We start from the raw sequence: 14,456 nt of genomic DNA, 5'->3' as shown, positions 1-14,456 counted from the left end.
GTCAGAGGGTTTCGGCGTCCGTGCCGGGCAGGCGGACGGTGAAGACGGCGCCGACGCCGGGCCGCCCGCCCGCGGTGATCGTGCCGCCGTGCGCCCGGACGACCTCACGGACCAGCGCCAGGCCGAGCCCGGTGCCGCGGGGACCGGCGACGAACCTGACGAAGAGCCGTTCGGCGTCCCGCGGGTCGAGGCCCGTCCCGTCGTCCACCACGGTCAGCGCCACCACCGGGCCGCCGGTGAGCGTCAGCCAGACGTGACCGCCCACCCCCGTGTGGCCGAGCGCGTTGTCGAGCAGGGCTGACAACACCCGGCGCAGCGCCGACTCGGCGCCCCGGACGACGGGCGCCCCCGGGCCCCGGCGGTCCACCTCGATCGTCACCCCGAGCGCGTCGGCGCGCGCCCCCTCGGCCACCGCCAGCTCCTCGGCGAGCACGCCGAGGTCGACCGGGCCCCATCCCCGGCACCGCGCCTCGAACTGCGCCGACACCAGCAGGTCGTCGACGACCTCGGCGAACTGGCCCGTCCCCGCGACCAGCCGGTCCACCTCGTCGGTCACGTCGGAGCCCTGCCGGAGCCGCCGCGCGACGAGTTGCGCGCGGGTGTGCAGGCGGGCCAGCGGCGACCGCAACTCGTGGCTGGCGTCGGCGACGAACCGGCGCCGCAGGACGAGCGCCTCGCCCAGCGGCGCGATCGCCCGCCGTGCCAGGACCTGACCGATCAGCAGCGCGCCGAGCAGCCCCGCGACCTCGGCCCCGGCCAGCGCGCGCACCAGCCGCCGCCGGTCCGCGGCCTGGTGCCGCAGGTCCATCGCCGCCTGCACCACCGTGTCCCCGCGCCGCTCGGTGTGGACGAGGTAGGCGGTGCCGCCGACCTCGGCACGGCCGACCAGCGCCCCGCCGCCGCCCGTGGTGAACACGGCCCGGCTGTCGACCGCGCCGACGCCGTCCTCGGCGACCCTGACCATCGCCCCGTGGACGGGCAGGCCCGCCGGGGCGCCGGGGGAACGCGCGATGACGCCGTTCCTCAGCTCGAACAACCAGGTGGAGGGCGGCGGGTGCGCCACCGGCGTGCTCCGCGTCACCACGGCCAGCTCGCGGCGCGCTGCCGCGTCCTGGCCGCTGACCGTGACGCCGTACGCCAGCCCGCCGGCGAGCGTCACGACCAGGGAGATCACGACCGCGAGCTGTAACGTGATCGTGCGCCGGATCCGGATCAGCAACCGCCGGTCCGGATCAGGGTGACGCGTTCGCGTCCGCACGGCCGCCCCCACGACCCTCAAAGTTCACCCACGCGGTACCCGACGCCGCGCACGGTGTGCACCACGCCGGGTCCCAGCTTGTTGCGCAGGTAATAAACGTAGGTGTCGACGATGGACTCGGCGCGGGAACCCTCGAAGACCCCGTTCCGCAACGCGGCCCGCGTGTGGACCTGGCGCGGGCGGCTCGCCAGGGCGCGGAGCAGCCTGCACTCCTGGCCCGACAAGGTCACGTGCTCCCCGTTCGGCAGCCGGACGACCTGCGAATCGGGCTCGAACCAGCCCGCGCCCAGCCGCAGCAGGACGGCCTGGTCGAGGTTGCGGCGGAGCAGCGCGCGCACCCTGGCCAGCAGCTCGTCGATGGAGAACGGCTTCACCAGGTAGTCCTCGGCGCCCGCGTCCAGGCCCGTGACCCGGTCGGTCACGTCGCCGAACGCGGTGAGGACGAGCATCGGCGTGGTGACCGCCCGGGCGCGCAGCCGGCGGATCAGGTCGATGCCGTCGACCACCGGCAGGCCACGGTCGATCACCATCGCGTCGTAGCCCCGGGTCAGGCCGAGGTGCAGGCCACGCTGACCGTCGAGCGCGAGATCGACCGTGTACCCGTGCTCGGCGAAGAGGCCGACCAGCATCTGCCCGAGCTCGCGATCGTCCTCGACGATCAACAGCCGGCGGGCGGGCCGCCCGGCTGATCCCGATGTCTCGGCCACACCGCCACGGTCGCACCCGGCCCCCGGCGATACCAGAGGTAGGGCAATTGTGGACAATTCGCCAACTCATTGAACCGACCTGGTCAACGACACGTCCTCAACGTCCGGAGGCGGCTCGGGGTCGTCGGACGACCGCCGGGCCGCCTCGAGCCGGTCCGGGAGGGCCAGCTTGTAGAGCGGCATCGCGCCCGCGGTCGTGATCACGGCGACGAGCACGAGCATCGCGAACAGTTCCCGTGTGATCATCCCCTGGGCCAGGCCGATGTTGATGAAGATCAGGATCATCAGGCCCCGCGCGTTCATGAGCGCGCCCACCGCGTACGCCTCGCGCCACGAGAAGCCGAACGCCCGCATCGACAGCGAGCACCCGAAGTACTTCCCGCTGAAGCCGGCCGCCATGATCAACAGGAACGCCAGCACCATGGTGCCGCCGGTGATGCCGCCGAGCTCGGTGTTGAGGCCGGAGAAGGTGAAGAAGACCGGCAGCAGCAACGTGGAGACGACGCCCATCATCCTGGTGTGCAGGGCCTCCCGGAACATGGCGTCGCGCGGCATGGCGAGCCCGGCGAGGAAGCCGCCGAACACCGAGTACACGCCGATCCAGTCGGTCAGCCAGCCCGCGGTGAGCGGGATGAGGATGACCGCGTACATGACCGTCGGGCCGAAGTCCCCGGTCCGGGCGAGCTCGCGCCCCAGCGGCCGCAACATCCGGCGGACCACGACCAGCATGAACACCGCGAACAGCGCGGTCAGGACGATCGTGCGCAACGCGTCGGCCAGCCCCGCCCCGAGGTGCACCGCCGTCAGCAGCGCGAGCAGGCACCAGGCCAGCGCGTCGTCGACCGCGGCCGCCATGATCGAGAGCCGCCCGATCGGGCTGTTCTCCAGCCCGCGCTCGTACAGGATCCGCGCCAGCATCGGGAACGCGGTCAGCGACAACGCGCCGCCGACGAAGAACGCGAACTCCCAGCGGCTGACGTCCGGCCGCGACAGGGTGCTCCACAGGATCAGCCCGGTGACGCAGCCGAGGAACATCGAGGGCGCGATGCCCGCGGCCGCCAGCACGCCCGCGCGGCGTTCCTCGCCCGGGACGCGCGAGCCGTGGTCGATCCCGGCCCCGACGAGGAACATGTAGAGGGTCAGGCCGATCGTGCTCAGCACGTACAGGACGGGCCGGACCTCGGGCGGGAAGATCGTCGCCTGCGCGTCGGGGAACAGCGCGCCGAACAACGTCGGGCCGAGCAGGACGCCGGCGACCATCTCGCCGAGCACGCGCGGCTGCATGACCATCTGCGCGATCCGGCCACAGATCCCCGCGACCAAAAGGATGAGCACGAGCGCGGGGAAGACCTTCAGCATCAGTTGCAGGTTGGCATCACTGCCGGTGGCCGCGACCTGGGCGAGTGAGGGCACGACTGGCCTCCGTTCCGGAGAAGTGGCGTTCGCAGAGACGCGCCCGACGCGCGTCCCAGACCATGTAGGTGCCGAGCACGAGCTGCACGAGGCTGCGCCAGACGTCCTCCCAGCGGTCCTGGAGGCGCATGGCGGCCAGCCGGGCGCGCCCGGGACGCCCGGCGAGGGCGCGTGGCGTGAGCAGGCACGGTCCCCGGTTGGGCAGGGACCGCGTGTGCGAGGCGGACGAGGTGAGCGCGTGGCGGCGCAGCACCTCGCGCGCCGCGCCCCGCATGATGATGGGCGCCAGCCGCCAGGCCGGGCAGGGCCTGTTGGCGGCGACGCCGAACGGGATGTGGCAGGCGTTCCTGGCCGCCGCCCGGTCCGCCCAGCGGTCCGGGTCGAAACGGCCGGGCTCGGCGTATCCGGCGCGGTGGAACTCCGGGTAGTTGAAGCAGACGACCGAGCCCGCCGGGAGCAGCGTGGCGTCGTCACCGTCGCCGACCTCGATGTCGCCGGTGGTGATGCGGTGCGCGATGCCGAAGAGCGGGTAGAGCCGGAACGTCTCGGCCATCACGTGATCGAGGTAGTGGCCGTCCTCCCCGTCCCCGCCCGTGTCCTGGGCGGACAGGACCTTCGCCTGCACGTCCTGGTCCCGGGCGAAGACCATCAGCAGGTGGGCCATCGCCTCCGACGTCTGGACGACGGCGGTGTTGAAGAACGTGCCCTGGAGATAGAACGCCCGCTCGTCCCTCGACAACCCGTCGGGCAGCGGGCAGCGCACCTCGTCCAGCCGTTCGGCCAGGTACCGGGTCAGCCGGAGGCGCCGGTCCATGTGCCGCAGGCCGCAGCACTTCAGCGAGGTGACGACGTCGTCGGCGTTGCCGACGATGAGATCCCGCGCCTCCGGCGGGCACGGCCGTCCGAAGACCAGCTCGTAGTAGAACGCCGCCCAGACCGGCATCATCAGGTCGCGCAGCCGGACCCGCGTCGTCCCTGCCGCGACCACCGGCAGCTCACGGGCGACGCACCTGCGGATCATCTCCTCGGCGTCCGCGCGGGGCACGGCGAGGAAACCGCGCGTGGCGCGGGCGACCGCGTCGTACCTGCGGCCCGCCTCCAGATGCTCCTGGTGCACCTCGGGGCCGGGCGCGAGCCAGTACCAGAAGAGGTCCGACAGCGCCGCGCCCCTGCTCCGGCCGCCCGCCGCCGGGTGCGAGTACAGCTCCATGAAGTGGTCCACCCCGACCAGGTCGCCCGGCACGGAGATCGCCGTACCGCCGTTGACCCGGGCGAAGACGCGGACGCGCAGCGCGACGATCCGGCCGGGCAGCCACCACGGCAGGACCGCCACGAACGCCGCCGTCGCGGTGGTCACCAGCAGCGCGGTCACCATGCCGGCCCCACCACGTCCGCGGCGCCGGTGCGCCGCACCATGTCCGGCCCGAGGTCGTCGGGGGACGCGCAACCGCAGAGGACCAGGGCGTGCTCGGTCTCCGCGCGCAACGTCTCCAGCACGCGCCCGGCGCCCCGTTCGCCGTCGGCCGCGAGTCCCCAGATCACCGGGCGGCCGATGGCCACGGCGCCGGCCCCCAGCGCCAGCGCCTTGAGGACGTCCGTGCCGCGCCGGACCCCGCCGTCGAGCAGCACCGGGACGGCGCCCCCGACGGCGGCCACGATCTCCGGCAGCAGGTCGGCGGTGGCGGGCACGGCGTCCAGCTGGCGCCCGCCGTGGTTGGACACGATCAGCGCCGCGACGCCGCGTTCGACGGCCAGCCGGGCGTCCTCGGGGTGCAGGACGCCCTTGAGCACGATCGGCAGCGCGGTGAACTCCCGGATCAGGTCGAGGTGCTCCCACGAGACGCCTGGCGACATCACGATCGGGCGGACGCCGCCGTCCTCATCGCGCAGGTTCTCGCAGCACAACCCCTCGGGCAGGTCGTCGAAGCCGTGCCGGACCTCGCGTTCGCGACGGCCGCGCGCGGGCGAGTCCACGGTGACCACGAGTGCCCGGCACCCGGCGTCCTCCGCGCGCCGGACGACGCGTTCGGTGAACGCCAGGTCCGGCTGGACGTAGAGCTGGAACCACAGGACGGCCTCGGGCGCCGCCGCGGCGACCTCCTCGACGGCGACGGTGGACGCCATGCTGACAATCATGATCGTCTCGGCGGCGGCCGCCGCCCGCGCCGTCGCGCGCTCGCCCTCGGGGTCGGCCAGCCGGTGGAACGCGGTCGGCGCGACCAGCACCGGCATGGAGGCGCGGCAGCCCAGCAGCGTCACGTCCAGGCGGACCTTCGCGGCGCCGCGCAGCACGCGCGGCACCAGCGCCAGCCGTCCGAACGCCGACTCGTTGGCCCGCAGCGTGACCTCGTCGCCGGCGCCGCCCGCGAAGTAGTCGTAGTGGACCCGGCCGAGCCGTTCGCGGGCGCGCTCCTCGAACTCACGGAGACTGGACATGGCCCGGGACCCGGTCCGGCACGTGGCCGGCGAAGAACGCGCGCAGCGGTTCGACGTGGACCTCGCGCGACGTCCACTCGTTCTCGAGGTTCTCGGTCACGTGGTGGGCGACCGGCGGCCCGCCGTCCGCCGGGTGGAAGCGGACCACCGGGTGCAGGTAGTGGCCCTCGGCCGCGCGCGCGGCGTCGCTCTGCCTGATGCGGCCCACCGCGACGTCGAACGGGTCGACCTTGTCGTGCTCCGGGCCGTACTCCAGCGTGACGCGGAAGATCCCGGCCGCCGCGTCGTGCTCGATCGCGGGTTCCAGGTCGACCGGCACCTCCTCCAGGTAGCGGGCACCGCCCCGGCCGTCCAGCACGAGGGCGTCGCCCAGCAGGCCGAACTGCTGCCACAACGCCGACGAACGGTTGACCCGTTCGATCACCGCCGCCGCCATCGCGTCCGGGTCGGCCGGGATCTCCCGGCTCGGCCACGCGGTGTCGTGGTACCGGTGTTCCAGGACGCGGTGCAGCGCCCGCACCCCGTACCGGAACCCGTGGATGAAGCCGCTCGTCCCGCGCTTGAAGTCGCGCGACTGGGTGATCGTCCCGGCGAAGTAGAGGTCCGGCACGTCGACCGACTCGTACGCGGGCGTCAGCGCCGGGAACCGGCCGGCGATCGTCAGTTCCGGCCGGCAGCCGGCCTCGAAGATCTCCGCGTCGAACCGGAACCCCGTGCAGACGATGACGCTGTCGTACGGGATGTCCTTGGTGACCTCGTCGGCCCGCGCGAAGCTCACCGTCACCAGGTACGACCCGTCCGCCTGCCGGTCGACGCGCTTGACGTCGCCGTCCAGCAGCGCGTTCTGGGACTTGAGCTGGTAGGTGTCGAGCAGGCCGTTGTTGATCGCCCGCAGGTGCCCGACGTAGTGGGTGCGCCAGGCCATCCGGACCGAGTTGGGCCCGGCCACGTGGATCACCGCCGCCGTCTCGACGAGGTTGTCGGCGGTCTCGAAGGCCGAGTTGCCCTTGCCGATGATGAGCACCCGCTGGTCGACGTAGGCACGCGGGTCGGTCGGGTGGGTGCCGTACAGGTCGGCCGTCTCGATGCCGGGGATCGGCGGGATGTTCGGGCGGGTCACCCCGGTCGCGACGACGAGCCGCCGGGCCGTGTACGTCCGGCCGCGCTCGTCGGTCACCTGGAACGGGCCGTCGCCGTCGCCGTCGCGCGCGACCCGGGTGACCCGGGTCTCGTAGAGGATCGGCAGGTCGCAGGCGTCCGCGAAGTCGGCGAGGTAGCGCACCATGTCGTCCGCGACCGGGAAGTAGCGGTCGCTGTAGCGGGTGAAGAGCAGGCCGGGGGCGTCTGACAGCAGCGAGTTCCAGTCCATCCGGAGATTGAGCTCCGGGTCGTCCCACCCGGTGTGCTTCTTGTTGATGGAGATGAGCATGCGATGCCGCGGGAAGGTCCGGAAGAACGTTCCGGGCCCCGGACCCGCCTCCAGGATCAGATGGCTGCGGCCCGTCCGGGAGAGGAAGTACCCCAGCTGGAGCCCGGCGGGTCCGGCGCCGATGACCAGGTAGTCCAGGGTGTCGTTCGAGGCTCGGGGTGCGTTCGGCGCTCGGGTTTCGTTCGACACAGCCGCCTCCGTGGGAGCGATGTGGTTGAACGGACAACCTCAATGCTCGCGACGAATCCTCAGAGAACGATCAGAAAGCAGGGCGGCCTTGTCGGGCTTGCCGGTGGCGGCCATCGGGACCCCGGACACGGCGGTGACCGTCCGGGGCACGCTGTCACCGCCGAGCTCGGCGCGCACCAGGTCGCGCAGCTCGCCGGCGTCCGGGAGCCCGCCGTCCGCCGGCACCACGAACGCGTGGACGGCCTCGCCCGTCTCCTCGTCCGGCGCGCCCGCCACGTACGCCTCGACGACGCCGGGATGGGACGCCAGCACCCGCTCGATCGGCCCGGCGTACACCACCATCGCGTTGACCATGACCACGTCGCGGGCCCGTCCCGACAGGTAGAGCAGGCCGTCCTCGTCGACCCGGCCGAGGTCGCGGGTCAGCAGCCAGCCGTCCCGCAACGTCGCGCGGGTCTCCTCGTCGTCGCCCCAGTAGCCGGACATCTGGTACGGGCTGCGCACGCGGATCTCGCCGTCCCGGATGCCGATCTCGACGCGCGGATGCGGGCGGCCGACCGATTCCAGCACGTGCGCGGGCCCCCGCGCGATCTCGCCCGGGGTGAGGATCGAGATCGACCCCGCCTCGGTCTGCCCGTACCCGTGGTAGACGACCGGTCCGAGCCGTTCCACCGCCGCCGCCAGCCGGTCCGGGCTGAGCGGGGAGCCGGAGACCATCAGCGCGCGCAGGCGTCCGACGTCGACGGGCTCGTCCCGCAGCACGTCCAGCATCCGCGTCAGCCTGGGCACGGTGATGATCGAACCGGTGATGCGATGCCGCTCGATCCCGTACGGGAACAGCGGCCGGTCGCCGTCCTCCTCGGGGATCACCGCGGTGCCGCCGCCGAGCAGGCACAACGCCAGGAACTCCAGGACGACCATGCTGGCCAGCGTCCCGAACAGCAGGTAACGCCCGAACCCCGCCGCCATCTCGCGCGCCGGCGGGGACCAGAGCGCCGGCTGCCACGACCAGTGCTCGCTCAGCGCCCGGTAGGTGATCGCGCACCCCTTGGGACGGCCGGTGCTCCCGCTGGTGAACGTCAGCATCGCCACGTCGCCGGGCCGCGAGGCCACGTCGAGCACCGGCGGCGCGCCGGAGTCGAGCAGCCGTTCCAGCCGCAGCACCCGGCGTCCCATCAGGTCCGCCGACCCGTCGGCGAGGATCGCGTCGACCCCCATGCCGAGCACGTGGACGAGCTGCGCGGCCGGATAGCCCGGCCGGACGCCCACGACCCGGCAGCCCAGCACGTGCGCCGCGATGTGCGCGGCGAACGCCTCGGGCGACACCGCCGTCCGGATGGCGAGCCCGCTCCCGGGCCCCAGCCCGGCGGCGCGCAGCGCACCCGCCAGCCGACCGATCATCTCCAGCAGCTCGCCCCGCGAGACACGCCGCTCACCCTGCTCGAACGCGACGCCCTCCGGCGAGCTCCGCAGCAGGTCGAGCACGGCGCACGGGAACAACGGCACGGCGGAACCACTCATCGTCCACTCCAGAGGGCGTTGCCAGATCGGCGATACCGTCATACAACCGGCTTGTCGCCCCCGCGAAGATAGACAGCGCACATCAGAAACGGATCAGACCGTGAAGGTGATCGGTGCGGGCTTCGGCCGGACGGGCACCCGCTCGTTGAAGGCGGCCCTGGAACTCCTGGGGTTCGGCCCCTGCTACCACATGTCCGAGGTCATCGCGGAGCCGTACCGGGTGCGCCAGTGGCTCGAGGTCGGCGAGGGACGCGGGCCCGGCTGGGACGAGGTCTTCGCCGGCTACGGGTCCGCGCTCGACTGGCCGGCCGCGTCCTACTGGCGCGAGCTGGCCGAGCACTATCCGGACGCGAAGGTCATCCTGACCGTGCGCGACCCGGAGAAGTGGTACGCGAGCGTCAGCGAGACCATCTTCGCCAGTGCCCTGGCCGAACGGCGCGAGCAGCCGTGGCGCCGCCGCGCGGTCCGGTGGCTCGTCGCCCGGCGTTCTCCCGACTTCGCGCTCTACCCGCGCATGGCGCGGGCGACCATCATGGACCGGATCTTCGACGGCCGGATCGACGACCGCGAGCACGTCATCAAGGTCTTCGAACGCCACACCGCCGAGGTCGAGGCCGCCCTCCCGCCCGGACGGCTCCTGGTCTTCGAGGCCGGGGACGGCTGGGAGCCGCTGTGCGCCTTCCTCGGCGTGCCCGTTCCGGACGAGCCGTTCCCGCAGGCCAACGACCGTGCGGCCTGGCAGGCCAAACGGCCGCGACGGCGGTTGCGGCTGATCCTGCGCGGCCGCTGAGGACGCGGGTTCGGCGCCCCCGCCGATCTACGGAAGGATGGCGGCCATGGGACAGGTCACCGCCACCGCAGAGAAGACGTTCGCCGCGAGCCCGGACCAGGTGTTCACCGCGCTCGGCGACTACGACGGCGCCCGCCGCAAGATCCTCACCGAGCACTTCAGCGAGTACGAGGTGCGCGAGGGCGGGCAGGACGAGGGCACCGTCGTGCACTGGAAACTGGCCGCCACCAGCAAGCGGGTGCGCGACTGCCTCGTCTCGGTCAGCGTGCCGGGCGAGCGCACCCTCGTCGAGCGCGACGCCAACTCCTCCCTGGTGACCACCTGGACGGTGGCCCCCGAGGGCAGCGGCGCGCGCGTCAAGGTCGAGTCCACCTGGGACGGCGCGGGCGGCGTCGGCGGGTTCTTCGAACGCCGCTTCGCCCCGTCCGGGCTGCGCCGCATCTACGAGGGCCAGCTCGCCAAGCTGGAGACCGAACTCGCCTGATGGAGGAGTACCGGCGCCGTTCGGCCCGCGTGCTCCTGGTGGACGAGACCGGCCGGCTCCTGATGTTCCGGTGGACCGACTGCTGGATCACGCCGGGCGGCGGCGTCGACGACGGCGAGACGTTGCCCGAGGCCGCGAGCCGGGAGCTGCGCGAGGAGACGGGCCTGGTCGTCGCGCCCGGCGACCTCGGCCCGGTGGTCGCGGTCACCTCGGGCCACGCCGCGTTCGACTGGGCCCAGGGCATTTTCCGCGACGACTTCTTCCTGCTCCGCACGGCGGCGTTCGACGTCGACACCGCCGGGCTGGAGCCGTACGAGAACGACCACATCGCCGAGCACCGCTGGTGGCGGCTCGACGACCTGGCCGCGACGAGCGAGACGGTCTACCCGTTCGATCTCGTCCCGCTGATGGAGCGGCTGCTGACCGGGCGCCTGCCCGCCGAGCCCGTCCGTCTCCCCTGGCACCACTAGGGCGTGTCTCCGGCAGGGGCAGTGGCACGGCCCGGTGGTGGTTGGCCGGGGTGCCGGTCGCTTCCGGGCGCCGGGGCGACGCGTCAGGTGAGTTTGGTGAGGAGCTGGTGGCGGGCCCGGGTGAGGTGGAAGGCGAGGGCCTCGTCGGCGCGGTCGGGGGCGCCGTCGGCGATGGCGTCGAGGATGGCCTGGTGCTCGTCGGCGATCTCGGCGATGCGCAGCAGCTCGTACGCCTGCACCTGGGCCATGCAGAGCCGCATCTCGGCCATGATCGACGTGTGCACCCGGCTGAGCCGGGGACTGCCGAGGGCGTCCACGAGGGCGCGGTGGAAGCGCACGTCGGGCTCCACGATCGCGGTGCTCGACCCGCCGTGCGCGCCGAGCGCGCGGATCTCGGCCTGGGCCTGCAACGCGGCGGGCGGGAGCAGGCGCTGCTGCGCCAGCTCGCGCATGACCTGGCGTTCGAGGACCGTCCGGCTGAAGTAGAGGTCGGCCACGTCGGCGGCGTCGAAGACCGGGACGCGGGCGCTCTTGTGCGCGCCGCGGCGGAGCAGCCCCTCGCTGACGAGCCGCTCGATGGCGGCCTTGGCGGTCGGCCTGGCGACCTCGTACTCGCCCGCGACCGAGCTCTCGGTGAGCACCGTGCCGCCGGTCAGGCGGCCGTCGAGGATGCGCTCGCGCAGCTCCGCGACCAGCGCGTCCACCAGTGATCTCGCCTGCAACCGCCCCGCCATGCCTGCCCCCTTCGGCGGGATTATCCCATACGAGTACTTGACTGTCGGGAGTACTTGTCTTACAAGTATACGAACCTCGTTCTGGAACGCTCCCAAAGCACGGCTCCCACCCCCAGGAGGTCTCGTGTACCGCCAGGTTCTCGATCCGCTCGGCGGATCGCTCGGTCTCTCCGCCCTGTGCGCGGCCATCCCCCTGCTCACCCTGTTCGTGCTGCTCGGCGTGTTCCGCGTCAAGGCGCACATCGCGGCGATCACCGCGCTGGTGTTGTCGATCGCACTGGCCGTCGCCGTGTGGGAGATGCCGCTGTCGCAGGGCCTGTCCGGCGCGGCCGAGGGTGGCTTCTACGGCCTCTTCCCCATCCTGTGGATCCTGGTGAACGCACTGTGGATCTACCGGCTCACCGAGATCACCGGCTGGTTCGGCGTGCTGCGCCGGTCGATCCGCACGGTCTCGCCGGACCAGCGCATCCAGGCGATCCTGATCGCGTTCTGCTTCGGCGCGCTGATCGAGGCGCTGGCGGGCTTCGGCACCCCGGTCGCGATCACCGCGGTGATGCTGATCGCGGTCGGCATCGCGCCGATCAAGGCGGCGACGGTGGCACTGGTCGCCAACACCGCGCCGGTCGCGTTCGGCAGCATGGGCGTGCCGCTGACCACGCTGGCCGGCGTCACCGGCCTGCCCCTGGAGGACCTCGGCGCGATGGCGGGCCGGCAGACCCCGGTCATCGCCGCGTTCATCCCGCTGGTGCTGGTCTTCCTGGTGGACGGCAGGCGCGGCGTCCGGCAGACGTGGCCGGTCGCGGTCGTGGCCGGGCTCGCCTTCGCCGTCGGCCAGTTCTTCGCGGCCAACTACGTGAGCGTCGAGGTCACCGACATCATCGCCGGCGTCTTCGCGGTCGTCGTGGTGCTCGGCTTCCTGCGCCTGTGGTCCCCGGCGGAGACCCGGCAGGGCGTCGAGGCGCCCGCCGTGGCGGGCGGCTCGGTCGACAGCGAGGCCGGGAGCAAGGACTTCGACGCCGAGATGCGGCGCCGCGAGTCCGGCGAGGGCAGCGCGCTCATGGCGTTCGCCCCGTACCTCATCATCGTGGTGCTGTTCGCGTTCACCCAGCTCGGCCCGGTCAAGGACTGGCTGGCGACCAACGGCGTCCACGTGTTCACCTGGCCCGGCCTGGACGTGGTCGGGCCGGACGGCAAGCCGGCCGCCGCGATGACGTTCAAGTTCGAGCACCTCAAGGCCGCCGGGACGATCCTGCTCGTCGCGGGCCTGCTCACGATGGCGCTCTACAAGGTCGCGCCGGGCCGCGCGCTGCGCGCGTACGGCGCCACGCTGCACCAGCTGCGCTGGACGGTGATCACCGTGATGTCGGTGCTCGCGCTCGCCTGGGTCATGAACCTCTCCGGCCAGACCGCCACCCTCGGCACGGCCCTGGCCCAGTCCGGCGAGGCGTTCGCCCTGCTGTCGCCGATCGTCGGCTGGCTGGGCGTCGCGGTGACCGGCTCGGACACCTCGGCCAACTCGCTGTTCGGGGTGCTCCAGGTGACCGCGGCCAAGGAGACCGGGCTCGATCCGGTGCTGCTCGCCGCGGCGAACTCGACGGGCGGCGTCCTGGGCAAGATGATCTCACCGCAGAACCTCGCGGTCGCGGCGGCGGCGATCGGCATGGCCGGCAGCGAGAGCACGATCTTCCGCCGGGTCATCGGCTGGAGCATCGGGCTCACCGCCGCGTTCGCGCTGTTCATCTACCTGCAGTCCACGCCGGTCCTGGGCTGGATGACCGTCTGACCCGGACGCCCGACCCGGAAGGAACGATGACCGTGCGCGTCATCTGCGCCCCCGACAAGCTGCGCGGCTCCCTCGACGCGGCGGAGACCGCCGCCGCCCTGGCCGCGGGAGTGCGCGCGGCCGGCGGCGAGCCCGTGGAGCACCCCCTCGCCGACGGCGGCGAGGGTTCGCGCGGCACCGTCCAGGAGGCGCGCGGCGGCCGGGTCCTGGAGGTCCCGGGCGCGGACGCGTTCGGACGGCCCTGGCAGGCGAAGGTCGGCCGCCTCGACGACGGCACCGCGATCGTCGAGGCGGCCGAGGCGGTCGGCTGGTCCGCGCTGGCCGAGGGCGAACGTGACCCGCTGCGCGCCTCCAGCGCCGGGCTGGCCGCGCCGATCCTGGCCGCCGCCCAGGACGGTGCGCGGCGCATCGTCGTCTTCCTCGGCGGCACCGCGACCATGGACGGCGGCACCGGCCTGCTCGCCGCGCTCGGCGCCGAGATCCTGGACGCCGGGGGGCGCCGTCTCGACGGCGGCGGCGCCGACCTGGCGCACGTGCGCTCGGTCGACCTGTCCCCCGCCCGCGAACGGCTGGACGGGGTCGAGCTGGTCGTGGCCGCCGACGTGGTGAGCCCGCTGTACGGGCCGGCCGGCGCGGCGCGGGTCTTCGGCCCGCAGAAGGGCGCCGACCCCGGCATGGTCGAGCTTCTCGACGACGGGCTGCGCCGCCTCGCCCCGCTGCTGGGCGTCGGGTCCGGCCAGGGGGACGGGACCGACGCGGCGGCGGGCGGCGGCGCGGCGGGCGGACTGGGCGCGGCGCTGCTCGCGCTCGGCGCCGAGATGGTGCCGGGCGCCGGGCTGATCCGCGAGCTCACCCGCTTCGACGACGTGCTCGCCGGTGCCGCGCTCTGCCTGACCGCCGAGGGCAAGGTCGACGCCAGCACCGACGCGGGCAAGACCATCCGCGCGGTGGTCGACGCGTGCGCGGCGGCGGGCGTGCCGTGCGTGGTGCTCGGCGGCACCCTGACACCGGACGCGCGGCGCCTGTACGACCGCGGCGCCACCGCCGTCCTGTCGATCAGCCAGGGTCCCCGCGACCTCGACGCCGCGCTGCGCGACGCCGCCGCCGATCTCACCGCGACCGCCTACGCCGTCTGCCGCATGACGCTCCGCTGACCCGGGCGCTCGCCCGGGGGCGAGACCGCGGAGGACGCGATTCCCAGGATTGTCACTCCGCTGACAATCCTGGCGAAAACTATGAAGA

General features: G+C 73.1%; 13 protein-coding genes. 5 read left to right on the top strand and 8 right to left on the bottom strand.

The features are described 5' to 3' along the window. Position 1: 1 nt before the first annotated feature. The 7 genes from ABZ810_RS01520 to ABZ810_RS01490 form a co-directional block, all read right to left on the bottom strand. Positions 2-1,174, bottom strand: coding sequence for a HAMP domain-containing sensor histidine kinase (locus tag ABZ810_RS01520; RefSeq protein WP_358397786.1), 1,173 nt, complete (start codon positions 1,172-1,174; stop codon positions 2-4). A gap of 101 nt (positions 1,175-1,275) precedes the next feature. Beyond that, positions 1,276-1,965 carry a response regulator transcription factor gene (locus tag ABZ810_RS01515; RefSeq protein WP_358397784.1) on the bottom strand — a complete coding sequence of 230 codons (690 nt, stop codon included), beginning with the start codon at positions 1,963-1,965 and terminating at the stop codon, positions 1,276-1,278. Positions 1,966-2,031: 66 nt separating this feature from the next. Beyond that, on the bottom strand, positions 2,032-3,378 hold the full coding sequence (locus tag ABZ810_RS01510) for a cation:proton antiporter (protein WP_358397782.1): 1,347 nt from the start codon (positions 3,376-3,378) through the stop codon (positions 2,032-2,034). Next, positions 3,341-4,753: a cytochrome P450 gene (locus ABZ810_RS01505; protein WP_358397780.1), complete on the bottom strand. Its 1,413-nt coding sequence runs from the start codon at positions 4,751-4,753 to the stop codon at positions 3,341-3,343. Before ABZ810_RS01505 ends, ABZ810_RS01510 begins: the two co-directional genes overlap by 38 nt. Beyond that, the gene (locus ABZ810_RS01500) at positions 4,747-5,814 is read right to left on the bottom strand and encodes an alpha-hydroxy acid oxidase (protein WP_358397778.1); all 1,068 of its coding nucleotides are present in this window, start codon (positions 5,812-5,814) and stop codon (positions 4,747-4,749) included. The genes ABZ810_RS01505 and ABZ810_RS01500 overlap by 7 nt, the downstream gene beginning before the upstream one ends. Further along, positions 5,798-7,432: an NAD(P)-binding domain-containing protein gene (locus ABZ810_RS01495; RefSeq protein ID WP_358397776.1), complete on the bottom strand. Its 1,635-nt coding sequence runs from the start codon at positions 7,430-7,432 to the stop codon at positions 5,798-5,800. The genes ABZ810_RS01500 and ABZ810_RS01495 overlap by 17 nt, the downstream gene beginning before the upstream one ends. 39 nt (positions 7,433-7,471) lie before the next feature. Continuing rightward, positions 7,472-8,953: an AMP-binding protein gene (locus tag ABZ810_RS01490; protein WP_358397774.1), complete on the bottom strand. Its 1,482-nt coding sequence runs from the start codon at positions 8,951-8,953 to the stop codon at positions 7,472-7,474. 100 nt (positions 8,954-9,053) lie between these two features. Between ABZ810_RS01490 and ABZ810_RS01485 the strand changes: the two genes are divergently transcribed. The 3 genes from ABZ810_RS01485 to ABZ810_RS01475 are packed head-to-tail and all read left to right on the top strand — an operon-like array spanning position 9,054 to position 10,697. Further along, entirely contained in the window at positions 9,054-9,743 is a 690-nt protein-coding gene (locus tag ABZ810_RS01485) for a sulfotransferase family protein (RefSeq protein WP_358397772.1), read from the top strand. Between the two features lie 46 nt (positions 9,744-9,789). Continuing rightward, positions 9,790-10,227 (top strand): SRPBCC family protein, encoded by a 438-nt coding sequence (locus tag ABZ810_RS01480; protein WP_358397770.1) that lies wholly within the window; start codon positions 9,790-9,792, stop codon positions 10,225-10,227. After that, positions 10,227-10,697: an NUDIX domain-containing protein gene (locus tag ABZ810_RS01475; RefSeq protein ID WP_358397767.1), complete on the top strand. Its 471-nt coding sequence runs from the start codon at positions 10,227-10,229 to the stop codon at positions 10,695-10,697. Before ABZ810_RS01480 ends, ABZ810_RS01475 begins: the two co-directional genes overlap by 1 nt. 83 nt (positions 10,698-10,780) lie before the next feature. On the opposite strand, the gene ABZ810_RS01470 is transcribed toward ABZ810_RS01475, so the two are convergent. Then, positions 10,781-11,431 (bottom strand): GntR family transcriptional regulator, encoded by a 651-nt coding sequence (locus ABZ810_RS01470; RefSeq protein ID WP_358397764.1) that lies wholly within the window; start codon positions 11,429-11,431, stop codon positions 10,781-10,783. A gap of 124 nt (positions 11,432-11,555) precedes the next feature. On the opposite strand from ABZ810_RS01470, the gene ABZ810_RS01465 reads away from it, so the two are divergent. Beyond that, positions 11,556-13,214 carry an L-lactate permease gene (locus ABZ810_RS01465; protein WP_358397761.1) on the top strand — a complete coding sequence of 553 codons (1,659 nt, stop codon included), beginning with the start codon at positions 11,556-11,558 and terminating at the stop codon, positions 13,212-13,214. Positions 13,215-13,240: 26 nt separating this feature from the next. After that, positions 13,241-14,368: a glycerate kinase gene (locus tag ABZ810_RS01460; protein WP_358397759.1), complete on the top strand. Its 1,128-nt coding sequence runs from the start codon at positions 13,241-13,243 to the stop codon at positions 14,366-14,368. The last annotated feature ends 88 nt before the right edge of the window (positions 14,369-14,456 follow it).

The organism is Spirillospora sp. NPDC047279 (assembly GCF_040643285.1).
Taxonomy (GTDB): domain Bacteria; phylum Actinomycetota; class Actinomycetes; order Streptosporangiales; family Streptosporangiaceae; genus Spirillospora.
This window is presented reverse-complemented; position numbering and strand designations above follow the sequence as displayed.

Coding starts and splice junctions, on each gene's coding strand:
- ABZ810_RS01505 (WP_358397780.1), bottom strand. CDS start 4,753: ATGGTGACCGCGCTGCTGGTGACCACCGCGACGGCGGCGTTCGTGGCG.
- ABZ810_RS01500 (WP_358397778.1), bottom strand. CDS start 5,814: ATGTCCAGTCTCCGTGAGTTCGAGGAGCGCGCCCGCGAACGGCTCGGC.
- ABZ810_RS01490 (WP_358397774.1), bottom strand. CDS start 8,953: ATGAGTGGTTCCGCCGTGCCGTTGTTCCCGTGCGCCGTGCTCGACCTG.
- ABZ810_RS01480 (WP_358397770.1), top strand. CDS start 9,790: ATGGGACAGGTCACCGCCACCGCAGAGAAGACGTTCGCCGCGAGCCCG.
- ABZ810_RS01475 (WP_358397767.1), top strand. CDS start 10,227: ATGGAGGAGTACCGGCGCCGTTCGGCCCGCGTGCTCCTGGTGGACGAG.
- ABZ810_RS01470 (WP_358397764.1), bottom strand. CDS start 11,431: ATGGCGGGGCGGTTGCAGGCGAGATCACTGGTGGACGCGCTGGTCGCG.
- ABZ810_RS01460 (WP_358397759.1), top strand. CDS start 13,241: ATGACCGTGCGCGTCATCTGCGCCCCCGACAAGCTGCGCGGCTCCCTC.